Origin of the sequence: Actinopolyspora mortivallis DSM 44261, from assembly GCF_000384035.1 — a bacterium.
GTDB classification, from domain to species: domain Bacteria; phylum Actinomycetota; class Actinomycetes; order Mycobacteriales; family Pseudonocardiaceae; genus Actinopolyspora; species Actinopolyspora mortivallis.
This window is the reverse complement of sequence record NZ_KB913024.1, coordinates 1,380,394-1,404,325: the sequence shown is the minus strand read 5'-3', so window position 1 is coordinate 1,404,325 and position 23,932 is coordinate 1,380,394. Positions and strand designations below refer to the sequence as shown.

The following is a 23,932-nucleotide window of genomic DNA, read 5'->3' as shown; positions in this document are numbered from 1 at the left end:
GGAAGAGACCGGTCAGCCGGGCCACCGTTCCACGGACGGACCCCCCGTGTCGAGTTCGGCTGCCCGGGGAGGCTCGGCCCCGGCGCGGGAACAGGTCACCGCGGCCGCCCGCGTGGCGAAGTCCAGCGCCTCCCGCCACTCGGCGGCTCCCATCGCCGCGACCCCCTCCCGCCCCAGCAGGTTCCGTTGGTCCAGCCAGGCCAGCAGGGCGGCCTGCACCGTGTCCCCCGCCCCGATGGTGTCCACCACCGGGGAGTCCGGGCCTGCAACCTCGACACACGTGCCGTGTCGGGTCACCACCGACATGCCCGCACCACCGTGGGTCACCACCACCGCCGACGGCCCCATCCCCACCCATCTCCGAGCGGAGGTCATCGGTTCGCGACCGCTGCCCGCGTCCAACCAGCACGCGTCCTCGTCGGAAAGCTTCAGCAGGTCGACGTGCGGCAACCAGCCCTCGAAACGTTTCCGGTAGGCCACGGGCTCGGAGACCAACGCGCCCCGGACGTTCGGATCGAGCGCGACGAGAACACCACGCTCCGACTCGCGCCGCAGCACGGTCTCGTAGACACCGGCCCCCGGTTCGAGCACCAGCGACAACGTTCCCAGCGCCACCGCCCGTGTCCGCGAGGGCAGCGGGCCGGGATCGGAGACCAGACGGTCGGCGGTGTCGTGAACACGGAAGTCGTAGTCGACCCTCCCCTCCCCGTCCGGCAGAGCCACGGCGAGTGTCGTGCGCTCGTCACCGCGCTGCACCAGCGAAGTGTCCACTCCGGACGCCACGAGACGGCGGAACAGCGCCCGGCCGAAGGTGTCCCCGGAGATCCGGGACAACAGGGCGGCCTTCGCTCCCAACCGGCCCAACGCGACGGCGACGTTGTACGGTCCCCCACCCAGGCGAGGGACCAACGGGGCGAGCTCCCCCTCGGGGACGCCCCCGTCCGGGACGAGGTCGACGAGCGCCTCTCCTCCTACGACGATCACGAGAGTTCCTCCCAGGGAGTGTTCCGGTACCTGTCGGGAACCGAATCCCCGACCGTCCGGGCGAGGACCACCGAGACCGGAGTGCTTTTCGACACCGGTCCCCGCTCGGAGCGAGACGGGCCTCGGCGCGCTTCAGCCCTCCAGCAGCAGCACGCGGACCTCGTGGGCGGCCAGTTCCAGCGTTTCCACGGTGGTGTTCGTCCGCGGGTCGACGAGCCGCCCCGCCACCTCCGGTTTGACCGTCACCGGCAGGTCGGAGTGGCTGGCCACGAACACGAAGCTCCGTCCGTCGCCGTGGTCCAGCACGTCCGCGCTGACCGAGGGATCACCGGTGACCACCGGCCGGTCCACCCCCGCGACCGTGGCCAACGCCTCGTAGAGGGCCACCGTGGCGTCGGGGTTCACTCCCGGGGTGAGGTCGGCCATGTGCTCCAGCGGATAGGTGCACAGCACGACCCACCCCTGTCCCACGCGCCTGCGCAGCAGGGCGGGATTGCCGTCCTGGTCGGTCGCCACCACCTCGGCCTCGGTGGGCCGCACCGGAAGGCGGGAACGACTGTGCTCGTTGCCGGCCACCGCGAAGCGCAGGGTCGTCCCCCGGGACAACCCGCCGAACTCGGTGGTGAGGGTCAGTTCGACCTCGTCGTGCTCGACCGGGTCGACCAGGCCGTAACGCAGCTGGTGCTCCACCCCGAACATCCGGTTCAGGTGCGCGAACCACGGTCCGCGCTGGAACGGTGTGACACCGTGGCAGTACGAGACGTAGACGACCGCACCGTCGCGGGCCAGTTGTTCGAGCCGGTAGCCGGCGGGAGCCGTGAGCTGCTTGGTGGACGGCAGCACGTAGAGCGAGCAGTCCCCGTCGAGTCCGTCGCGCTCCCTGGTCAGGCCGACCGGAACGTCGGCCAGTTTCGCACTCACGTAGGCCTGCCGGAGCACCGAGAAGGAGAACCGGTTGTCCCGTTCGTCGGTGATCGGTACCTGCCCCTCCAGGTACTCGGGCACCACCAGGGCCGTCCGGGCGTCTCTGCGTCGGCAGTGGGCCACGTCGATCTCGGACAGCACCCGGGAGAACTCGGCCATCTCCTCCAGCTGGGGTTTCGGCTCCCCGTCGACGGTGGTCAGACCGAAGTGCAGTTCGAAGGGATGGTGGCGGTACGGGTCCTGGTCAAAGAGATTGTCGAAGTCGGTGTTGTTCCAGGCCAGCCAGCCCGTGGCCCCCGCGAGCAGGCTGTGGTACAGCGCCTGGCGGTAGTAGTGGGCGGAGTGCTCGGCCGAGGCGAAGTCCGAGGACAGTCCGAACTCCTCCAGCACCACCGGGTGCCCGAGGGTGCTCACCATCTCGCAGACGAAGGCGGCCGCGTAGTGCTGGCGGATCTGGTCGTCCTCCATCCGGTACACGTGCGGGCCGAGGAAGTCGGTCATCTCGCCGAGCTCCCGCACGGAGAAACCGTTGTCCACACCAGTGACCTCGACGCCCCACGCCCCGTCACCGATCGAGACCGGCTGGCGCCCGCCCGCCGCGCGAACCGCGCGCACCATCATCCGGGCCCAGCTCGACACCGTCTCCTCGGAGGCGTGACCACCGTAGATGGGCATCTCGTTGCTGATCAGCCACCCGGCCACGGCGGGGTGTTCGGCGAAACGCTCGGTCATCCGCTCGACGAACCACGCCTGCCTGTCCACCATCCACACGTCGGTGTAGAGATCGCGTCCCCCGCGCCACGGAGGGTCGAAGTTCTCGCCGGACATGTGTCCGATGAGGAAGGTGGGGATGGTGGTCATGCCGATCTCCAGGTGCGCCCGCAGGAAGTCGGCGTAGTTGGCGACGCAGTTCTCGTCGACGCGCTCGGGCTCGGGCATGAAGTCCGGCCAGAAGAAGAACGACCGGGTCACGGTCAGTCCGTGCCGTCGCAGGGTTCGCAGCTCCGTGCGCACCAGTTCGGAGTCGTATCTGCTCCACATCCGCGGGCCACCGCTTCGGGACCAGAAGTTGGCGCCGAGCCAGTTACCCGGCCGGCCGGACGTGTTGACCATCGCGAAGTGGCGACGCATGGAATCCTCTCCTCAACAGGGCCGGGTCTCCCCGCCCACGGTGTGGGTCGTGGTGGGTACCGACGAGGCAGCGGGAGCTGCGGAGACGTCCCACGGCACCGGTGCGTTTCGGCCTCGCCCGAAGCGAACGTCTCGTACACACGCGGGAAACCGCACAGCCCGGGTACCGGCGTTCCTACCTTGACTCGTCCGAGTGCTGTCTCCCGGTCGAGACGCCGTCAACGGAGCGCACGGACTGACGGCGATCCGTACCGGCCCACCCTTCCCCTGACGACAACTGGAAGGCAGTTCATCAGTTAAGCGCTTAAGTGTCAAGTGTCCGTCACGCTCCTCCACGAACCGGGAAGCGTCGGGAGTGTTCCTGATCCGACCACTGGGGACCCACCTCCGGGCCCCGTGTCAGCAGCACGTCAGCACCGTGTCAGCGACGACGTTAGTGTCCCGCGCCACGAACACGAACGTGGCGCCTCTGGCGAGGAAACACCGTTCGACCGAGCGAAAGGAACAGTCCGATACCGGATGTTCCCACAGCAGCACAGAGAACAGCCAGAAAAGACCCCAAGGTCTCCCTCGTTCTTCGGACAAGCAGGTGTGAGCAGTGCCGAACCCCATCGGAATCGTCGGTTTGGGCGCCTGTGTGCCCGAGACCGTGCGTACGAACGCCGAAGTGGCACCCGCGGCGGGAGTCACCGCCGAGTGGGTCGAAGAACGCACCGGAGTGCTAGAACGCCGAGTGGCCGAGGAGGACCAGGGCACCTCCGACCTGGCGGCCGAAGCGGCTCGTCGTGCCATGAGCTCGGCCGGCATCGCGGCAGACCAGATCGAACTGCTGGTGCTGGGGACCTCCACCCCGGACGAACTGGGACCGTCCACGGCGTGTCGGGTCCAGGCCCTGATCGGCGCCGACGAAGCCGTCGCTTTCGACGTGGCCGCCGCGTGTTCCGGATTCGTGTTCGGAACACGAATCGCCCACGACTGGCTCTCCCGGCGGGGAACACGAGGACACGCACTGGTGATCGGAGCCGAAACGTACACGAAGTTCCTGGACCCCGCTGACCGCGGGACCGCCACCCTGTTCGGTGACGGAGCGGGAGCGGCCGTGCTCGGACCGGCGCCCCCCGAACGGGGCATCCTGCACGTGGCACTCGGTTCGGACGGCAGCCAGGCCGACCAGGTGCTCATCCCGGCCGGTGGAAGCCGTATCCCCGCGAGCTCCCGCTCGCTCACCGAGCGAGAACACACGATCTCCATGGACGGACGAGCGGTGCGGGAGTTCATCACCGACATGTTCCCCCGGGTGTTGGCCGAGGCTTGCACGGCCGTGGGAATCCGCATCGCGGATCTGGACGCGGTGGTGCCCCACCAACCGAATCCACTGCTGCTGCGGACCCTGAGCGAGCGGAACGGACTCCCCGAGGGAAAGACGGTGATCATCGGCGAACGACTGGGCAATGTCGGAGCCGCGTCGATCCCGGTGGCGTTGACGCACGCCGTGGCTCACGGCCGAGTCTCCGACGGTGACCACGTGCTGCTTCCCACCTTCGGGGCAGGACTGACATGGGGCTCGTGTCTGCTGCGTTGGTCCCCCACCACGCACACACCGGCCAGCGTGTTCGATGAGACACAGAGGTGACGAATGGAGTCAGCGCGATCATTGTTCGACCTTTCGGACCGGCGGGTACTGATCACCGGGGCTTCTCGGGGCATCGGACTGTGCCTCGCACGAGGTTTCGCCGCCGCCGGTGCTCAGGTGGCCATGGCGGCTCGTTCCGCGGAAACGCTGCGGGAGGAGGCCGCGGCGATCCGCGGGGAAGGCGGGTGGGCCACGGCCGTTCCGGGTGATCTGTCCACCGGTGATGGCTGCACCGGAGTCGTGGAGGACGCCGTGACAGCGCTGGGGGGAGGTCTGGACGTCGTACTGCACAACGCCGGCGGCCCGATCGTCGACGAGGACGGGGTACTGCTGATGCGGACGGTACTGGGGGCCTCGGACACCGAATGGGCCGGTGTGTTGGACGTCAACCTGATGGCGACGGTGTGGCTGCTTCGGGCGGCTCGACCGTTTCTGTCCGTCTCCCCGGATCCGAGTGTGACGGTGATGTCCTCGGTGGCCGGCCTGGTGGGAATAGGAGGGATGGAGCCGTACGGAGCGGCCAAGGCGGCCCAGGTGTCGCTGGTGCGTTCCCTGGGCACCGCATGGGCCCGCCAGGGAATTCGGGTGAACGCCCTCTGCCCCGGCTGGGTACGCACCGAAATGACCTCCTCGGCGCACGAAGACGAGTCCACCTCCGAGGCGGTGCTGTCACACGTTCCCCAGCGCCGTTGGGCCGAGCCCGGGGAACTGGTGGGACCCGCGATCTTCCTGTCCTCTCCGGCGGCCTCGTTCATGACCGGCCAGACCCTGGTCGTCGACGGTGGGCTGGTGGCGCACCCGTTGATCGGATGACGGAAGCGAGATTCGGGAGGAACCTGATGTCGGAAGAACACGTGTGGGTCGTGGGAGACTGCCTCGCCCGCTTCGCCGGGAACGAGGGTGTGGAGACACTAGGCGGGGTTCTGAGCCGTCCGGAGGAGCGTCCGGGCGGGCAGAACACGACCGTGCTGCACCCGGGAATGGGCGTGGACCGGACTTCCTGGAGAGAGTTGGAGGAGACGATCCTCGCTCGCGGACTCTCCGCGTCGATGTCGCTCCACGGCGAACCACCCCGACCGGTGGCCCGGCACAGGGTGCTCAAACAGTCCCAGGACAACGTGCTCATCGGTGACGCCCACGCCTCGGGAGAGACCATCGGCGCCTCGTTGACGGTGCCGAACGACACGGAGATGATCCGCGACCACACGGCCGATCAGCAGCACCTTCCCGGCATGCTGCTGATCGAGGCCGCGATTCAGTTGGTCACATGGGGAGTGGGGGAAACGGTTCCCCGAACGTCGGGCGGAAAAGCCCGATACGCGGTGATGCACCGGTGCGGTTTCTCGTTCCACCGTTTCGTGTTTCCCCTTCCCACGACACTACGCGCACGGCTGTCACGTTCCGGCGAAGCCGATGAGGACCGCGTGCCGTTGACCGCCCGCGTGGAAACGGAGCAGGCCGGAGAAACCACCGGCGTGTACGAGTTCGAGCTCAACGCCTTCGATCCCCACGCGGTGTTCGAGGCCGAAGCGGGGCAGGCGCGAAGGACGCTGACACGTACCGGCCCGCCGGAGAAGAGGTGACCAGAACATGATCCGTTCTTTCGTCCGAGACGGCGACGAGCGCTACGACGCCGAGATGCGGAGGGTGTTCACCGCCCCGCCCTTCACCGATCCTCCGCGGGACCAGTCGAAGTCACAGGCCCAACACCGCACCTACGAACAGCTGCGCCACCTCAACGACGTGCTCGGTCTGGCCGAACGCGTCCGGCGGGACCGTCGCATCCTGTTCACCACACTGGAATGGGTCGCCGTGGTCAACCCCGCCTTGTTCCTGACCACGAAAGTCCACTACGGGGTCTGCCTGGCCGGGATCGACGGCATGGGACGTAGCGGTACGGAGGTGGACCGGGCACGAGCCGAACTCGAATCCGGACAGGCCGTCGGAACCATTCTGATCACCGAACTCGGGCACGGCACGAGTCACGTGGCCCTGCGCACCCGCGCGGACTACGACCCATCCACGAAGACGTTCGTACTGCGCACTCCGGAGGAGGCGGCGCGGAAATTCATGGCCCACGCCGGTCTGGAAGGCGTTCCCAAGATCGGGATGGTCTATGCGCAGCTGTACGTGCACGACGTCTGCCACGGCGTCTTCCCGTTCCTCGTCCGGCTGCGGGACCGGGCGGGAACGTGTTCGGGAGTGTGTGTCGGTCCCGTGTGGAACTCCGAAGCGGTCTCCCTGGACTACACGCTCGTCCGTTTCGACGGAGTACGGGTGCCTTTCGACTGCTGGCTGTCCGACGGTGCCGAGCTGACCTCCGAGAGAGAACTCCACGATCCCGCCGGTTCTCCACAGCAACGGTTGTTGCGTTCCCTGCAGATATCCCGGAACGCCTCCGCGGCCGGGGCGATGGGGCTGGCCGCCGTGACCCGAGCGACGACGGCGATCACACTCCGCTACCTACACCACAGGATCACTTCCGGAAAACTCGCTCCGGGTGCCACGGCGATCCGTCACGGAGGTGTCCAGACGGCGGTGTTCGGGTCCCTGGCCACGGCCATGGCGATCACCGCCCAAGTGAACCGTGCTCGGGAACTTGTGGTGTCCGGGGAGCGTGCCGAACGATCAGCGGAGACCACGTGGTCTCCGTGGGCCTCGGTACACGACGAACTCGCCCTGACCAAGGTGGCGGCCACGTGGGCGGCCGAGCGAGTCACCCGGGACTGCCGCACAAGCCTCGGGGCGCAGGGCATCCTGGAGGTCAACCGTGTTCGCGCGTACGAGGGCCTGGCCAGCGTCTACCACTCGGCGGCGGGCGACAACAGTCTGACGGTGCTGGACCTGGCACGGTCGCTGACCCTGTGGGCGCACCCCCCGGCCCCCCGGGAGAGTCCCGCTCCTCCCACGGGGGACGTCTCGGAGTTGCCCGTCTGCGTCGAGCTCACCCGTCTTCGGGAGAACATGCTGCACACGCGCTTGTGCACCCGGCTGGGAGCGATGTGCGACCGTTCCGAGTTCGAGCGGTGGAACGAGAACACCGCCCTGGCGTGGGAACTCGTCCGCGCACACGCCCACCGTCGGACGCTCGAGGAGTTCCGGGCACGGACGGAGCGTCTCCCGGAGGGAGAGCCACGGGAGCTGTTGCGCCGGCTGTGTCTGGTCTACGCGCTGGAGGAGCTGCACTCCCATGCTGAGCAGCTGCTGCTACACGAGTGGGTCACCCCCGCCCAGCAGCGACGGATCGCTCCGACGCTGGGGGAACAGTTCCGGGCACTGCTCGAAGCGGGGCCCCACCTGTTGGACGAAGCGGGGCTGGACGACGAGGTGCTGCCCGCCCCCATCGCCAGTGCGGACTACATAACCGCCATGACCGCAGCGTCCTCCCCGTGAGCCGCCTCCGCCGGCAGGCCTCCTCCCACGAGGATGTGATGGGATGGAAGTGTCCTTCAGGCAGGCGGATATCGACGGTGTGGAGAGGAGCGGTCCCATGACTGCCGTACGTGGAAGCTCGGTGGACATCCCCACGCCGGATGGTGTGGCCGACGCCTACCTGGCCCATCCGGACGACACCGCCGCCCATCCGGGTGTGCTGTTGTACATGGACGCCTTCGGGATCCGTCCGCACCTGACCGCCATGGCCGACCGTCTGGCCTCCTCCGGCTACACCGTGGTGGTGCCCAACGTGTTCTACCGGCACGGTCGCACTCCGGTGGTGGAACTGCCCGAGTTCATCGACCCACACCAGCGCCCGGACCTCTTCGAGCGGATCGGTCCGATCATGCGGGAACTCACTCCGGAACGGGCGGTGCGGGACGCCGGGGCCTATCTCGAATGGCTGGCCACCCGCCCGGAGGCCGCCAACGGGCCCGTCGGGGTCACCGGTTACTGCATGGGCGCGGCGCTGGCCATGCGCACCGCCGCCGCCCATCCAGACCGCGTCGCCGCGGTGGCCTGCTTCCACGGCGGGAACCTGGCCACGGAGGATCCGGACAGTCCGCACCGGCTGGTCGGACACATCACCGCCGAGCTGTACTTCGGCCACGCCGACCAGGACCACGCGCTGCCGCCCGAGCAGATCGAGCGGCTGAACCGGGCGCTCACCGAGGCGGGGGTCCGCCACCGTGCCGAGGTCTACGAGGGCGCCGCGCACGGTTACACCCAGGCCGACACGGCCAGCTACGACCGGGACGCGGCCGAACGGCACTGGACGGAACTGCTGGCGTTGTTCGAGCGCACCCTCGGGCGTGGGGCGTGAGTTCTCCGCAGCGCCGCCCGTTTCACGCTGTCACGCACTCGAGGCGGAATCCACCATCAACGACCTCCCTGGAAGGCTTCATGCGTCTTCCGGCTCGCTGGATACCCTGGGGACCTCACACGTCCGGGTTGATGAAACGCCGCCGAGGATCCCACCCGGCAGGAACCTCCAACTCCGGAGCGGTCTGCACCACCTCGATCCCCACATCCTCCGTGTCACTGTCCATCAAAGACACCGAGAACTCCCGCTCCGGATACGCCACCTTCAACCGCGCCGACCACGACTCCACCAGAATCTCAGCGATCTGCTCCGACGCCGGAACAACATACTCATCCGGAGGAACGTGAAGACCAAACAGATGAAGCACCTCGAACCAGTTGAAATTGTCTACAACATTTTTCCAGGACATAGGTAGCCAGTCAGAATGACCATCTGCCACTGGAGTTGACAGGAGCTCACGGATATACGATTCATCCTCACCGTTCAGACAGAGAAACACGGCTCCGTGGATCTCAATCAGACGCGGCCAGTACAACCACGCGAACATCAACCCCTGAAAATGCGTCCCCTCCTCCCCGAAGAAGGCCACCGGATCCTCCGAATCCACATCCGGATACGCCGCCCGCAACGCCGCCACAGCAACACGCTCGTCATACACGATATACACCCTCAGTAGTAAACGTAACAGACCTGATCCTCAGTCTCCCCTGTAACATCCTGACACCGCAACTGATTTTCTTTGAAGGTTATGATCAATAAATACCACACGGACCGTAGAATGGCCTTCTCCTCTTATCAACCCATCAAAAACAAGCTCTCCTTGTTCGTCGGAAACGGCCCTCTTACATGTTTTCAAATCCATTTTCACCGTTCAAACCATGGATATCGTCGACCGAATTCATCAGAACCACCAAAAAGTCTCGACCACCAGAACTGATCCCACCAACCCCACCCGGAACCGCCCGATCCCGCTCTTCGTCATCACCAGCACCACATTCCACCGGTTCCCCACACCCTGTCGGACTCCACCCGGCGACGACACACCAGGAGGAGTCCGACAGGAGAAGACCTTATCGTCTAAATATGGGATTAAGCCAAACAGAACACAACTCGCGATCCTTAATACCCAGAATCGTGTTCGAAGCTATCTTATAATTTTCTGATTCTCAATGTTTCCACTTGTGACACATAACCAGTTTTTTTCTTTGTCGAAAAACGTTTCCCGTTCTCCCGCCTCGGCAATTCCTATTGAAACACCATGAAGGTTATGCAGGTGTGGTGATTAGTGGGGATAAGCACAAGAAGCAACGGTCTTTCCTTGAGTGCATGGGATTTTTGGTCGAATTCCATGATACCCGGAAAGACCGTTGCTTTTTATTGCCACCCTCGTCTTCGGCTCACCTGCATAGCCTTCCCTGTTGTCTACACACAAAGCAACGATCTTTTCGATGTCATGCTTGCTGACCAAGAACAGCAGTACGCGAAGGAAAGATCGTCGTGCGGACAATAGCACAGGGTTGCGTGTGGACGGGCTGTGCTGGGTGATCGAGTGGATCAGTGGGTTGGTTGGTTCGGTGGGATCCGTGGTTCACTGTGTCTGGGACGAAATCCGATCCAGAAGCAACCTGGTGTATGAGGAAGTTCCCGCCGAAGACGTGCTGCTCGCCTGAGCATCCCCGGTCGATGCCAGTCTCGATGCGGTCGGCCAAGCGGACGGTACGGATCAGCGTTCCCCTCGACGATGACGTGCGTATCGCGCTGCTCGTGGTACTGACGCAACACCTCGTCCAAGGTCGAGGCCTACTCGGCCACAGGCAATGCTTTCGTCGAGGTGATGATACGCCGTGACGAGATCGACAGTGGCATCGGCAGCCAGCCGAAATATCCGCGTGTCCTCCCCCGAAACCACCGCAGCACCAGTACCGCCTGCCAGAACCGAGCCAACGCAGAGGCCCCATCGCGTACCGCGTCCCCGCTCGAGGGCCAACAGACCGGACACATGCCGGGCGAGCGCCCGAGAGCACATCCAAGCTGGCACGCGATGAAGAAAACTACGGAGAGCCTCTCGATAAAAGGCAGAGCGTCGCAACTCCAGCCCTACCAGAGGCTCTCCGCATCCCCACTCTGGTCTCTCCCGAACAACTACGAACTCACTACCGAGAAAATCTCAGTATTAATGTTACTGATACTGATTTTAGAAAATACTGTAGTTTGCCATCAAAGTTTGAGCGTACTCCTCCGAAACAGCCCGTTTCGCCGGAGCAGGATATACGTACGTCTTTAATGCGTCCGCTACCTCCATGAAAGGACCGTACCGAGTCCACCATTCGTTCCGCATACTACTTTCCTGGAATCCCTGGAACACAGCCACCTCATCGTTCCTTTCTCCCCAGCACCCCCATTTGCCAGAGCGGCCACTGATAGCGACAACCTCCGCAGACTTAGCGAGCGATCCCAAAATTTCACCATTAGGCTCGTATCCGATCAACTCCCAATAGTCCTCCTCATCGGCGTTGACTGACAATGAAAGAGCAGGATACATACGATATTCTGGAAAATAGAATCCCTCACAGGACGGCTCCAGAACCAGCATTTCTACGTGACTATCCCCATTCCATCGAGCCAACTCGCACAACGCAGGCCAAAGTTCCGGAGCGAGCACTCCGTCGAACTCACTGAAAAGCGAATCTCCTTGGTTCTTCTTAAAAACCTGATTCGGCAATCTGAGATCCAGGTTGAATACTGCAGAAACACATGAATAAACACTTTTATATTCTTCTCGATCGGCCGCTATCGAACCCGCATCAACCATTAGTCATCTCCTAGCCTGATTTTGATATCAGCTTTCTTTGAACCTGGCATGTAATAGTCTGCAGTCCACCCATCGTGACTTTTTACCTCTTTACGAAGAAAGTATCTCGCCCCGTCTTTTTCATACATAAAATTCGGCCCTTTTTCCGTTCGATTCCATCCATCAATTTCGAGGTTTTTCTTGAACTTCTCAGGACCAACATCGGTTGATTTGTTTATTACCCTTGATCCACGATCAGTAACATCATCATATCTTGAGTACGGTGCGCAGTCGCTATTGTGTACCAATATCGGGATGTCACCAGCGACTACGTGGTAGGTGTGGATGCCGTTGATGGAGAGGTTGTGCACCCGCTGGGTCTGGGTCCACTGGCGGATGTCGGTGACCTCGACCAGCTCACCGTCCGGGGTGCGCAGCTCGTCACCGGCCCGCAACTTCTCGGCATCGACCCAGCGACCCCGGTCATCGACCCAGAACGGATGCTCATCGGTGGCCACCACCACCCCGGTCTCGTCCCCGGCCGCACCGTCGGTGTCCACGGTGACCTCGACCAGGTCCTTCGCACCGTTGCCGGTGATCGTGGCCACGACCTTCCGCGGCGCTGTCTCACCGGTCTCCGGATCGGTGGCGATCACCCGATCCCCGACCTCGACCTCCTCGATCGGCTCATGCGAGCCATCGGCCATCAACACCGCCGTGCCCGGCACGAAACTGTTCGGAGCACAGTTGGGTTTGCGCCGCGAGGTCAGGTTCTTCCACAGGCCCCGGGCTTTGTTCCACAGACCTTTGCCCGCGTTCCAGGCGCGCTTGCCGTACTTGGCCGCCGTGGCGAACTGACCCGCGCCAGGAACCGCCGCCGCACACGAGAGCGCGGCATCAGTCTTTTTCCCCTCGGCGGAATACCACGCGCAGTTGGCGCCATCGGCGACGTTGCCGACTATCGGCACCATCCCCACCGCGTCCAACAACCCGTGGCCGACTTCTTTGAGTGTCGGCAAGTGCGAGTTCTTCTCTTCGGGCTTCTGCTGCCCCTCCCCGGCACGAGCACCGGAAACCCCACCGGAACGGCTCTGGGCGCCCCCACCACCGACGAAACGGCGATCAGCTCCCTGATCCCCGTAGTCCATCATGGAGTTCAGGACGTAGTTCAAAAAATTGAACACGAAGTTCGGGACGAACGGAATAAAGAACTTTCCGCTGGGATCCGAGTACGTCGCGGGATTGTTGTTGCCGTAGGTGTAACCGTGCATCTGCTGCGGATCGGTCAGGTCCATGACCGGATCCACCGAGATGAACCGCCCCAGATCCGGGTCGTACTGCCGCGCGCCCAGGGTGGTCACCCCGACGGAAGCATCAACCGTGCCCCCGACGAAGCCCTTCTCCCCGGGAAACTCGGTCTGACCCCCACGGTCCCCACCGAACGGCAAAAACCGCCGCCTGGTGGTGTCCAGGGACTCCGCGTCGATCGCCAGCTTCGAGGTTCCCTGGTGGTCCGAGGCCAACCAGGTCAGCCCCTCACCCGAGGCCCGCATCGCCACGGTTTTGTCACCGTGTTGGTAGTAGCGCGTGGCCGACAGCTCCCCGGTCTCGGCATCCAACCGTAGTTCTTGACCGTCCAGGTACAACGTGGTCCCCGAGGGGGAGCGACGCAGCAGCCGCTGCCCCTCCGCGTCGTAGACGAACTCGGTGCTGGTGCCGTCCGGTGTGGAAACCCGACTCAGGTTTCCTCGCGCGCTCCACTCCAGCGTCTGGTCACGACCATCCACCTTCCGGGCGATCATGTTGCCGGTGGCGTCGTAGCCGAACTCACCGGTCGTCGTACCGTCGGTGGACACCGAGGTCAACGCGTGCCCCCGCTGTCCGTAGGAGTACTCGCGAACGGTGTCCCCAGCGGCGGAGTGCCGTGTCTCGGTGAGCCTGTTGCCGACCTCGTCGTAGGTGTAGGAACGCCAGTACGGCGCTGGTCCGCCCAGGTCCTCGGTCGTGGGATCCTGCGAGCACCGCGACCCAGTGGTCCAAGCCTCGGTCAACCTACGCAGGTGGTCGTACCGGAAGCACTGCACATCCGGTACACCGCCGCGCGGCTGGTCCGCGATCGAGGTGATGTTGCCCGCCGGATCGTAGGAGTAGGCCAGATCGGCCTGCATCGGATCCGGCACCTCGGCGTCCACGATCGTGCGCTTGGTGCGCCTGGTGTGCTCGTCGTAGTAGTACGACTGCCACACCCGATTGCCGACCTCACCCAACTGAAGACGGGCGAGCTCCCCGTAGGAGGTGTAGCGGGTGTCGGAAACGTAGTCCGGACTACCCTCTATCGTCCCCCACGTGGTCAGGAGATTACCGAGATCGTCGTGGGTGTGGCTGACCGTTTCCGCAGCCAGCCCACCGATCGCCGAATACGTCCTGCTGTCCCGGGAACCGTCCGGGGCGTACTGGAAATACGAGGTGTAGGACCCGGCGAGCTTTCCTTCGGACTCGGGAATGACGGTTTCGGTCTTGAGCGGATTGCGCAACGAGTCGTATCCCGCGAACTTTCGCTGGTAGGCGTTGCCGTCTATCCAGCGGGTCGCGACCGCCAGCTCGCCCGTGCCCTGCAGTGCGGTGTCGTACTTCCATTCGGCCAGTTTGGGCCCGTCCGAGGAACCCGAGTGCGTGGCGGTCTTGCGCCCGAGTTCGTCGTAGGTGTAGACGAGCTTCTCACCGCGGGCGTCCGTCTCGGACACCAGTTGGCCCGCCGCGTCATACCCCTGCACGTTCCCGCGGGCGAGCTCCGAATTCGAAAGCGCCCGGTCGCGGGGGAACTCCAGCCGAGCGAACAGCCCCGTCTCCGACGAGAGCCGACAACACCGACAAACAGCCGAGTACTCAGGGAGGTGGCCGGGGATCTGAGTATTCGTACTGTTCCCGCACCGAGGCCTGACACACCATCTTGAGGACATGTCCGAGCCGGAGCACCCCACCCTGGAAGCGGTCGCCGAGGAAATCACCGAGATCAGCCGACGGCTGGACCGCCTCGCCGGTGCCGTACGGCTGCAGACGAACCCGTCTTCACCGCATTTCCCCGCAGAACAACCGTTCCCAGCACCACCCACCTCCACCCCACCTCCACCGTCGGAGGTCGCCCCCTCCCCCACCTGGTCGGCGTGGCACGGACCACCGGCGCCCGCCCAGGGCGCTGTCCCGGGCGGGGAGCAGCGCCCCCCGGACTCCCGGCCTGTGGGACACGGTTGGACTCCGAGCAGGCTGCTGGCCTGGATCGGCGGGGCGGTGACGCTGCTCGGCGTGGTGTTCCTGCTGATGCTCGCGGTCCAACGTGGTTGGCTCGGCCCAGCCACACGGGTGCTCGGTGGCGCCGGCCTGGGAGCGGTGCTGCTGGCGGCCGCTTTCCGCGTGCGCGGCAGACCTGGCGGCACGTCCGGCAGTTACGCGCTGGCCGCGACGGGCTTCGCCGCGTTGTACCTGGACGTGGTGGCGGCCACCGTCCTGTACGACTACCTGTCGGTATTCGGGGGTCTCACGGCGGGCTTCGTCCTCGCCGGCGGCGGGTTGCTGTTGTCCGACCGGTGGCGGGCCCAACCGGTGGCCATGGGAGTGGTTGCGGGTTGTGCGGTGTGCGCGCCGCTGGTCATCGGCGAGCCGAACGCGGTGCTGGTCGGTTTTCTGGCGCTGTTGCATCTGGTGGCCACTCCGGTACAGCTCCGGCACGGCTGGAGGCAACTGGCCGGGGTCGCCGCGTTGCCCGTGGTGATCGCCGCGGTTCTCGCCGACGTCTGGGCGATGCTGGCCGCGACCGACCACCTCGCCGTGGTGCTCGTGGTGAGCGCCGCCTCCCTGCTGGGGGTGGTGGTCGCCACGGTCACCTCCGCCCTCCGTCCGGAGGACAACACCGCGACCGCCTCGTTGGTGGCCGCACCGATACCGGTCCTGCTGGCCACCCCGCTGGTGGAGCGGCCGTTCGCGGCCGCGCTCGCGGCGGGCGTGGCCGCAGCGCTGGCGGTCCTGTGGGGCTCGCGCTTCCTCCTGAGCCGGCGTGATCGGCTGCCCGAGGAGTTCACCACCGCGGCGGGCGGAATCGCGGCGATCGCCGTCGTGCAGTCCACGATGACCGCGCTCGACGCCTCGGTTTGGGCCACGGCGTTGCTGTGCGAGGCACTGCTGCTGACCCTCGGGGCACTGTGGCTGCGCAGCCCCGGTGTGCTGCTCGGGGCGTTGTGCTACGCGACGCTCGGTACGGTGATGGCGCTGTACCACGACATTCCGCCGCGCCACCTGGTGCTGGTGTCACACTCGGCGGGTGCCGCCGGAGTTCTGGTGGGCACGCTGACCGCGCTGGTCGCGGTGGCGATTCCGGTCGCGGGAGTTCGCCTCGGGGTGCTGTCCCGCCCGCCGGCGGCGAAGACCTTGTGGATCCTGGCGGGAGTCCTGGTGTTGTACGGCACGGCCAGCGCGACGATGGCGCTGGTGTCGCTGTTGCAACCGGACCGTTCCGGGTTCCTCCTCGGACACGTGTCGATCACGTTGAGCTGGGTGGTGGCCGCGATCGCGTTGTTGCTGCGGGGGATCAGGCTGACTTCGCTTCGTGTCGCGGGTATGGTGCTGCTTCCCGTGGCGCTGACCAAACTGTTCCTGTTCGACCTGGCCACGCTGGACGGCTTCGCGCGGGTGGTGGCGTTCCTGTGCACCGGTCTGGTGCTGCTGGCGGCCGGGGTGCGTTACGCGCGTTCGGTGAGCACGGACCCGACGGCCGGATGAGCCGGGTGCCTCGGGTGTCTCCCGCTCGGTCTCGACCACCTCCGTCCGCGCCCGGTACCGCTAGGACCGGTCGGACGAAGCGACCCCACGGAGTCCTGCGCCGTCCCCACCCGGGTTCCCCTCCCCGTCGAGACGTCGGAGTTCGCGGACCCCGTCGGCGAGCGTGCGGTCGCCGAGCGCGCCCAGCACGGCCCGCTCCGCCTCGGCGGTCAACTCGGCGAAGTAACTCTGCGCGTTCGTGGCGATCCGGCAGTCGTGCTCGTCACCGGAACGGCAGTTCCAGAGCGGTTTGTCCCCCGTCGAACAGCGGTAGATCTCGGCCAGGGTGATCTCCTCCGCCGGACGCGCCAACCTGGCTCCGCCGGCGCGTCCTTTGGTGCACACGACGAGTTCGGCCCGGGCCAACGGGATGAGCAGCTTGCGCACCAGGCTGGCGTTGGTGTCCATTCTCTCGGCGAGCTGGGCGGAGCTCAGCGTCGGGTTTCCCTCCTCCTCGGCGACGGCGAGGAGGAACATCGCCATCAGGGAACTGGAAAAACGGATGTCCAGCACTGCGACGGACACCTCCCTCCTCGGCCGTCCCGGCGGCTCCGCCTCGACGGAGTCCCAGGTTAGCAACACCCGGCGGGAAGCTCCCACAAAGAAGTGTATCTTTTCCAGTAACACTTTTCCGTGTGCAACCAGGAGGACGTCCACATGTCCGCTCGCGCGGCGCAGGCGCTGTCCCGACCACTCACCCTCGGCTCTGTGGAGCTGCCGAACCGGCTGGTCATGGCCCCGATGACCCGTGCCCACTCCCCCGGCGGGGTTCCCGACGAGAACGTCGCCGCCTACTACGCCCGGCGTGCCGCGGCCGGTACCGGTCTGATCATCACCGAGGGCACCTACGTCGACGACCCCTCCGCCGGTGACCAGGAGAACGTGCCACGCTTCCACGGTGAACAGGCACTGGCCGGCTGGGGCGAGGTCGTCTCCGCCGTCCACGCACACGGCGGAAAGATCATGCCGCAGCTGTGGCACGTCGGCATCCAGCGACGGGCGGGCAAACCACCGGTCCCCGAGGCCCCCTCGGTCAGTCCCTCCGGCGTCGCACTGGACGGGACTCCGGGAACCGGCGAGGAACTCTCACTGGCCGACGTCGAACGCCTCGTCGAGGCCTTCGCCGAGGCCGCACGACAGGCCGAACGCGTCGGCTTCGACGGCGTGGAGCTCCACGGCGCGCACGGCTACCTGATCGACCAGTTCCTCTGGGAACGCACCAACCGGCGCACCGACACCTACGGCGGTTCCCCGGTGGAGCGCACCAGGTTCGCCGCCGACATCGTCGCGGCGGTGCGCGAGCGGGTCTCGGCCGACTTCCCCGTCGTGCTGCGGTTCTCGCAGTGGAAGGTCGGGCACTACGACACCAGACTCGCCGAAACGCCGGACGAGCTGCGGGCGATGCTCGCCCCACTGAGCGAGGCCGGGGTCGACGCCTTCCACGCCTCCGGGCGCCGCTACTGGGAGCCCGAGTTCCCCGACTCCGACCCGGAGCTGAACATCGGCGGCTGGACCCGCAAGCTCATCGGCAAACCGGTCATCACCGTGGGCTCGGTCGGGCTGGACGCGGTGTTCGATCCCGCCACCCTCGGCGAGGGCGCGGGAACCAACGTGACCAGCGTCGAAGGACTGGCCGAACGGCTGGAGCGCGAGGAGTTCGATCTCGTCGCCGTCGGTCGTGCGATGCTGGCCGATCCGGAGTGGAGCCAGAAGGTCCTGGAGGGACGCGAGACCGAACTCGTCCCGTTCACCCGCGAGGCGCTGGCCACCCTGTACTGAGCCAGCCCTTCCGTTCTCGTCCGGAGAGACCGCCGCGTCCTCCCGGGTGACCGGCGGCTAGGAGGCCCGCTGTCCGACGGCGGCGTCGGGGACGACCGCGTTTCCCCGTGCGAGCACGAGGCGCTGTCGGTGCAGCGCGGTGATGTCGGACAGTGGGTCACCGTCGACGACGAGCAGGTCCGCCGAGCAGCCGGGAGCGAGTTCCCCGACCCGCTCCCACCCGAGAGCTCGGGCCGCCCCGGTGGTGGCCATGTCGATCACACGTGCCGGCGGCCAGCCGACCGCCTCGACGTAGTAGCTCAGCGCACCGACGTAGTTGTCGAACACCGAGGTCGGCAGTCCCGCGTCGGTGCCGGGCACGAACCGTATGCCGTGCCCGTCCATCCAGTGGATCCGCTCCAGGACGTCCCGTGCTCCTTTCTCACCGACCACCACCCGCTGGAAGGTCCGCCAGTCGGGCGGATAGGCGTGGCACACGGCGATGCCCCGTGCGGCGATCTTCCGGGCGACGTCCTCACGCGGGTCCGGACCGGAGTTCCGCGCCCCCTGCCACGAGCAGTGCTCGATGGTGTCCACACCGGCCGCCGTCGCGGCGGCGATCGCCTCGGTGCCGTGCGCGTGCGCGGCCACGGGCAGCCCGGCCGCGTGGGCTTCTTCGACCACCAGAGCCAACTCCTCGGCGGAGAACTGGCTCTGCCAGGTGGGAGGCGAGCCGGGAGTCATCTGCCCACCGGAGGCCATCACCTTGATGACGTCGGCGCCGAGCGCGACGTTGCCACGGACGCGAGCGCGGATCTCCTCGGGGCCGGAGACCTCACCACCGAAGAACCAGCAGTGTCCCTCCGGCGGCGTCAGTGGTGGGCCGGATCCGAGCAGCCTCGGCCCCACGAGATCGCCGCGTTCGATCGCGTCCCGCACCCGCAGTACCAGCCCGTCCCGGTCCCCGAGATCCCGCAGGGTCGTCACACCCGCCCGCAGTGCCCGCTGCGCCCGACCGGCGATGCCGAGCAGCAGTTCCGCGTCGTCAGCGGCCCGGTAGCGCTCGAGCATCCCGAAATCCGCGTCCCAGCACAGGTGGACGTGGGCGTTGACGAGGCCGGGCAGCACGGTGCCGCCGACCGCGGTGTGGCGACACGTGTCCTCGGTTCGTGGTTCGACCTCGTGACGGGGGCCGACGGCGCTGATCGTGTCGCCGTCGACGAGTACCGCGCCATCGGCGACGCGCTGTCCGGCCGGTCCGACCACGACCTGTTCGGCGGTGATGAGCTGTTGCATGCCGACCTGCTTCCGACGGTGCTCGGGGACTCGGACGGGATTCCGCCCGCACCACGGTATCCGCCGGTGACCGGATTCCGGTTCCCCCCGCGGAAACGGAGGAAACGTCGTACTCACACGATCGGGCCAGTAGGGATCCGATGACGGAGACGACGATGCTCCGAATCCGGCAGAGAACGGGCCCGAACGCTTCCCCTCATTCCTCCGGGTCCGCACACCGAGGTAACGACATCCCCTTTCGTCACGAATCGTCCGACCATCGGATCCGAAGTATTTCCGTACTACCGGAACACCACCATGATTACTCCGAAAGCATCTGCAAACTCCCGAAATCTCCCTCATACAGTGATCCTCGACCGCCCCCGAAGAGGCGGTCGACAATCCGCGTCACGGAAACGAACAACAACGCATTGTCGGAGCAGAGAGGCGAAACACGATGTTCACCAGCATGATCGCGGCAGGAATGGCGTTGTCCACCTTCTTCGCTCCCGCCACGGAAGAATTCAAGAATCCACCTTCCGACGAGATAGTCATCGACGTCGCCACCGTGAACGGTTCCGGCTGCCCGGAGGGGACGGCCGACGTGTCCGTCTCCCCCGACAACAAGGCCTTCACCGTCACCTACAGCGACTACCTCGCCGAGGTGGGACCCGACTCCGATCCCACGGCTTTCCGGAAGAACTGCCAGCTCAACCTCATCGTGCACGTCCCCCAGGGGTTCACCTACGGGATCGCCCGGGCCGACTACCGCGGTTTCGCCCACCTCGCGGAGGGAGCCACCGGAACCCAGAAGGCCAGCTACTACTTCCAGGGTGACTCCGAGACGACCCACACCAGCACGACGTTCGAAGGAGCCTACAGCGACAACTGGCAGGTCACCGACGAAACGGACATCGCCGACATCGTCTACAAACCCTGCGGGGTGCAGCGCAACTTCAACATCAACACGGAACTGCGCGTGAACGCGGGCAGTTCCGACTCCGAAGAGACCAGTTTCATGACCATGGACTCCACCGACGGGAGCATCAAGACCACCTACCACTTCTCCTGGAAGAAGTGCGAGTCCTGAAAAGAAACAACGGAACGGATCCGGACGACCCTCCCGGTTCTTCCCTCGAGAGACCCGAATGACGGAATATTCCGGTGAATTCCGTTTCGGGAAGAACTCTCCGAAAAGCCCTGCGGAACGGTTGGTTTCCGCCGGCTGCCCGGATGCTCCGCCCACGCGGAGCACGTGAGGGGGTGCCCTTCGGTTTCGTCACCCCGAAGGGCACCCCTGTTCGTCTTCCACCTCGGTCCCCGCACGAACCACGGCACTCACCACGAGCGCGGACGCCGCTGCCGCGCGAGGACCACACGGCCGTGGTGGCCCCCTTCCACCGGCCGCGCCGACGTAGCAACCGCGCGGCGTGCTCTCGTCGCTCCGCGACGCTCCCGCCTGGTGGCCTCAGCCGAGGCCCAACTCGGTCCGCTGTTGGCTCACGACGCGAAACACCGCACCGGTCTCACCGCTGCCGGTCGTTCACTCCAGCACGGCCGTGTAGACGGTGTTGCCGGACCGGCCACCGGTGTAGGGGTTGTCGAAGGTGACGACGTGGGACCGCGCCGTGGCGAACACCTCGTCCAGGGCCGCCGTGACCTCCTCCTGCGGCGGATCGTCCGACCACAGCGCGAACACCCCACCAGGGTGCAGCTGGCTGGCGAGCCGACGCAGCCCTTCGACCTCGTAGAACCCGGCGTGGCTCGGGTCCAGCACGTGCCTCGGCGAATGGTCGATGTCGAGGAGAACGGCGTGGAAACGCCGCCGCGGCCGCTCGACGTCGAAACCGGCCCCGGAGTCCACCATCGCGAAGAAGTCCCCGTGCACCAAACGGGTCCGGGAATCCGCCGTCAGCTCCGCGCCGAGCGGCAGCAGAGCACGACGGTGCCACTCGATGACCTCACTGAGGGACTCCACCACGTGCAGCGAGCGCACCCGAGGATCCTCGAGCGCGGCGTGGGCGGTGTAACCGAGTCCGAGTCCACCGACGACCACATCGAGTTCGGCGGCCGAGGACGCGGCGAGCCCGAGCCGCGCGAGTTCGACCTCCGCCACCGTGAACAGGTCGGACATGAGGAACTCGTCGTCCAGTTTGATCTCGTGCACTTCCCGGCCCAGCGACCGGTCCCAGCGGCGACGCAGACTGATCAACCCGATCGGCGTCTCGCGCCAATCGAGTTCCTCGAAACGGGCACTCACTGCCGACATCCCTTCCGTGCGATCACGACGCGGTGTCGCTGACGTGCCGCGACACGCGGAGTTCGGAACATTGTCATCCAGTGGGGAGCGGGCGGGTGGAGCTGCCTTGCCGGTGACCACACGTCGGTGACGGCCTCCCCGAAGCATACGCGCGCCCGTGAGATATCCGTTCGCGGGAAGCCTCCGGATGCTGGTACGTTCCGTCCCGCTCGGCCCCTTGAGGAGATGTTGACATGGTGATCGAGGACGAGCTCAGTTCGTCGTCACCAACACCTCGGCACCTCACGCTGCGCCCGCGACGGGCACACCACCGACAGCGCCTACCGGCCTGAAAGGCGTTCGCGGTGGGCACACCCCGGCCAACAACAGGGCCGACGCTGCCCCTGCTCCAGCTCCTCCCGGCACCGACGGATACGACGCTGGCGGGTGCTGTCCCGTTTGGCGTCCTCGACCCAGCAGATGAACTCGTTACGTGCCAGCGGAGTGATGTCGTTCCAGGCGTCCAGTGCGGTGGTGCTGGCGACCAACGCGGCGCGCAGGTCCGCGGGCAACGCGTGCACCACCCCACCGGGCAGCGGCCGAGTGTTCACAGCACCCATGATAGCCGGTCTCCGGCGGAATCGTAAGATTCTCTGCTCGCCCATCGGGGTATCCCCTCCGGACAGGGCGACTCCCTCGACCATGGGACAAGGCGGGCTCACCGCAGAATCGCAGTAAAGCGGAACGTTACAGCCCTCTCCACCGAGCGGAAGTCACAACCGCGCTCCGGTCAATGCGGGGCATACCGTGTAAACCCCCGAAACCAACGGGTAAGCGACTACCAGCACTCATCGTGCGCTGGTGGTGCTCTCGCTCAGGTTGGCTGAGATCAGCAGGATACCATAGTGGATCACATACCCCACTTCCTGACTGATCCTGAGCGGTTTGCAGGACCCGGCGGAGGCCCGGGGCTTGGGCGGCCAACACCGCGATGACCTCATCCAGGTAGCGATAGCTCGTGGCCCGCGAGACCCCGTGATCCCGTCCTAGCCGACTCGGCGCCAGGCGGCCCCGGAACCAGCGTAGCCCCAGCACAACCTGCCAAAAGCACGTCAACACCCGAGTACCCGACCGCGTGCCGCGACGGCAACGCTCCCCACCGAACAAACTTCTGGGCAATCCCCTGGTCATCTGTCACAGTAACCTCGAATCTTTTTTTGGCGAACCGCGGAAGACTCGTCGGATCCAGCGCCCCGACGGCGGTCGCGCCCCGCCACGACGCAACTGCCTGTGTACACAGCGCGGACGGAAAAGGAGAAACCAGACATGGGGAGAGATCACGCGGTTACGCGCAAGCGGGGCCGTGGGCGGAACACCTCCGACGACCGACCCTCCCGGATCGTACGCGCAGCCATCACACTGATCGCCGAAGGCGGCATCGAAGCACTCACCCATCGTAGGGTGGCCGAAGCCACCGGCGTCCCCCTGGGATCCACGACCTACTACTTCACGGGGATCGACCACCTCGTCGAAGCCGCGATGAAGGAAGTCGCTCGTCACAGCGTGTCCCAGTTACGGGAATGGGAGCAGAACCTTCCCCCGGATGCCGACCTCTCCGCCGCGCTCGCGGACTTCGTCGTGACCTCAACAACCGAACAACGAGAACGCACCGTCGCCGAACACAACCTCTACGGGGCCGCGCTGCATCGACCCTGTCTCCGCTCCACCGCAGCCGCCTGGGATGACGCGTTCGCCGAACCACTCGTTTCCCGCACCAGTACGACAACCGGCCGCATGCTCGGCACTCTGACATGTGGACTGCAAATGCAAGTGATTTTCGGAGAAGAGGAACCCGACCACGACACACTCGAAACCCTCGTCCGCCACGCTCTCGTGAGATAAAGCCGACAAGGCGGCATCCGACTCGGACCGCGGCACCGTACCCGTAAGTATCCGTTTATCGGCTCCGCAACAAAGTCGTTTCATACGAGTCGCCGCCCTCAAGACGATCGGCGAGCGTGCGGGCATCCCGACCGCGTCCGTCTACCGCCTACTTCCGCGAGTACCCGAGGCGTGTCGAACTGTGGTTCACCGGATGCCACCGGGCACTCGGCGAACTGGTTCGCG

The 23,932-nt window shown here is 65.8% G+C and carries 18 protein-coding genes; 9 read left to right on the top strand and 9 right to left on the bottom strand.

Annotation, left to right across the window (positions count from 1 at the left end; genetic code table 11):
* Positions 1-12: 12 nt before the first annotated feature.
* Positions 13-984: a carbohydrate kinase family protein gene (locus tag ACTMO_RS0106800; protein WP_019853921.1), complete on the bottom strand. Its 972-nt coding sequence runs from the start codon at positions 982-984 to the stop codon at positions 13-15.
* Between the two features lie 132 nt (positions 985-1,116).
* On the bottom strand, positions 1,117-3,039 hold the full coding sequence (locus ACTMO_RS0106790; RefSeq protein WP_019853919.1) for a cellulase family glycosylhydrolase: 1,923 nt from the start codon (positions 3,037-3,039) through the stop codon (positions 1,117-1,119).
* Positions 3,040-3,637: 598 nt separating this feature from the next.
* Here ACTMO_RS0106790 and ACTMO_RS20570 point away from each other — a divergent pair.
* From ACTMO_RS20570 to ACTMO_RS0106760, 5 genes are all read left to right on the top strand, one after another.
* The gene (locus tag ACTMO_RS20570; RefSeq protein WP_019853917.1) at positions 3,638-4,672 is read left to right on the top strand and encodes a 3-oxoacyl-ACP synthase III family protein; all 1,035 of its coding nucleotides are present in this window, start codon (positions 3,638-3,640) and stop codon (positions 4,670-4,672) included.
* Between the two features lie 3 nt (positions 4,673-4,675).
* Positions 4,676-5,485 carry an SDR family NAD(P)-dependent oxidoreductase gene (locus ACTMO_RS0106775; protein ID WP_033401505.1) on the top strand — a complete coding sequence of 270 codons (810 nt, stop codon included), beginning with the start codon at positions 4,676-4,678 and terminating at the stop codon, positions 5,483-5,485.
* Positions 5,486-5,511: 26 nt separating this feature from the next.
* A complete protein-coding gene (locus ACTMO_RS21930; protein ID WP_019853915.1) occupies positions 5,512-6,255 on the top strand; it encodes an AfsA-related hotdog domain-containing protein in 744 nt (247 codons plus the stop codon).
* Between the two features lie 7 nt (positions 6,256-6,262).
* Positions 6,263-8,065 carry an acyl-CoA dehydrogenase gene (locus ACTMO_RS0106765; protein WP_019853914.1) on the top strand — a complete coding sequence of 601 codons (1,803 nt, stop codon included), beginning with the start codon at positions 6,263-6,265 and terminating at the stop codon, positions 8,063-8,065.
* Positions 8,066-8,162: 97 nt separating this feature from the next.
* Positions 8,163-8,930, top strand: a complete 768-nt coding sequence (locus ACTMO_RS0106760; protein ID WP_026448952.1) for a dienelactone hydrolase family protein — start codon at positions 8,163-8,165, stop codon at positions 8,928-8,930.
* Between the two features lie 115 nt (positions 8,931-9,045).
* Here ACTMO_RS0106760 and ACTMO_RS0106755 read toward each other — a convergent pair whose 3' ends face one another.
* From ACTMO_RS0106755 to ACTMO_RS23425, 3 genes are all read right to left on the bottom strand, one after another.
* Entirely contained in the window at positions 9,046-9,588 is a 543-nt protein-coding gene (locus tag ACTMO_RS0106755; protein WP_245556059.1) for a hypothetical protein, read from the bottom strand.
* A 1,536-nt stretch (positions 9,589-11,124) separates the two neighbouring features.
* Entirely contained in the window at positions 11,125-11,742 is a 618-nt protein-coding gene (locus ACTMO_RS22315; protein WP_084792085.1) for a hypothetical protein, read from the bottom strand.
* Positions 11,742-14,495, bottom strand: coding sequence for a polymorphic toxin-type HINT domain-containing protein (locus ACTMO_RS23425; RefSeq protein WP_019853909.1), 2,754 nt, complete (start codon positions 14,493-14,495; stop codon positions 11,742-11,744). The genes ACTMO_RS22315 and ACTMO_RS23425 overlap by 1 nt, the downstream gene beginning before the upstream one ends.
* Before the next feature lie 184 nt (positions 14,496-14,679).
* Here ACTMO_RS23425 and ACTMO_RS0106735 point away from each other — a divergent pair, with 184 nt between their 5' ends.
* Positions 14,680-16,494 carry a DUF2339 domain-containing protein gene (locus ACTMO_RS0106735; RefSeq protein ID WP_026448950.1) on the top strand — a complete coding sequence of 605 codons (1,815 nt, stop codon included), beginning with the start codon at positions 14,680-14,682 and terminating at the stop codon, positions 16,492-16,494.
* A 60-nt stretch (positions 16,495-16,554) separates the two neighbouring features.
* On the opposite strand, the gene ACTMO_RS0106730 is transcribed toward ACTMO_RS0106735, so the two are convergent.
* Positions 16,555-17,046: an Rrf2 family transcriptional regulator gene (locus tag ACTMO_RS0106730; RefSeq protein ID WP_051099214.1), complete on the bottom strand. Its 492-nt coding sequence runs from the start codon at positions 17,044-17,046 to the stop codon at positions 16,555-16,557.
* A gap of 144 nt (positions 17,047-17,190) precedes the next feature.
* Between ACTMO_RS0106730 and ACTMO_RS0106725 the strand changes: the two genes are divergently transcribed.
* Complete coding sequence (locus tag ACTMO_RS0106725; protein WP_019853906.1) at positions 17,191-18,312, top strand: NADH:flavin oxidoreductase; 1,122 nt, start codon at positions 17,191-17,193, stop codon at positions 18,310-18,312.
* A gap of 57 nt (positions 18,313-18,369) precedes the next feature.
* Here the strand turns inward: ACTMO_RS0106725 and ACTMO_RS0106720 are convergent, their stop codons facing one another.
* Positions 18,370-19,587, bottom strand: coding sequence for a metal-dependent hydrolase family protein (locus ACTMO_RS0106720; RefSeq protein ID WP_019853905.1), 1,218 nt, complete (start codon positions 19,585-19,587; stop codon positions 18,370-18,372).
* 436 nt (positions 19,588-20,023) lie between these two features.
* On the opposite strand from ACTMO_RS0106720, the gene ACTMO_RS0106715 reads away from it, so the two are divergent.
* A complete protein-coding gene (locus ACTMO_RS0106715) occupies positions 20,024-20,656 on the top strand; it encodes a DUF4360 domain-containing protein (RefSeq protein ID WP_019853904.1) in 633 nt (210 codons plus the stop codon).
* 453 nt (positions 20,657-21,109) lie between these two features.
* Here ACTMO_RS0106715 and ACTMO_RS0106710 read toward each other — a convergent pair whose 3' ends face one another.
* Positions 21,110-21,826 carry a polyamine aminopropyltransferase gene (locus ACTMO_RS0106710; RefSeq protein ID WP_019853903.1) on the bottom strand — a complete coding sequence of 239 codons (717 nt, stop codon included), beginning with the start codon at positions 21,824-21,826 and terminating at the stop codon, positions 21,110-21,112.
* Between the two features lie 320 nt (positions 21,827-22,146).
* Positions 22,147-22,416: a YdeI/OmpD-associated family protein gene (locus tag ACTMO_RS0106705; RefSeq protein WP_019853902.1), complete on the bottom strand. Its 270-nt coding sequence runs from the start codon at positions 22,414-22,416 to the stop codon at positions 22,147-22,149.
* Positions 22,417-23,131: 715 nt separating this feature from the next.
* On the opposite strand from ACTMO_RS0106705, the gene ACTMO_RS0106700 reads away from it, so the two are divergent.
* Positions 23,132-23,707, top strand: a complete 576-nt coding sequence (locus ACTMO_RS0106700; protein WP_019853901.1) for a TetR/AcrR family transcriptional regulator — start codon at positions 23,132-23,134, stop codon at positions 23,705-23,707.
* Positions 23,708-23,932 lie beyond the last annotated feature (225 nt).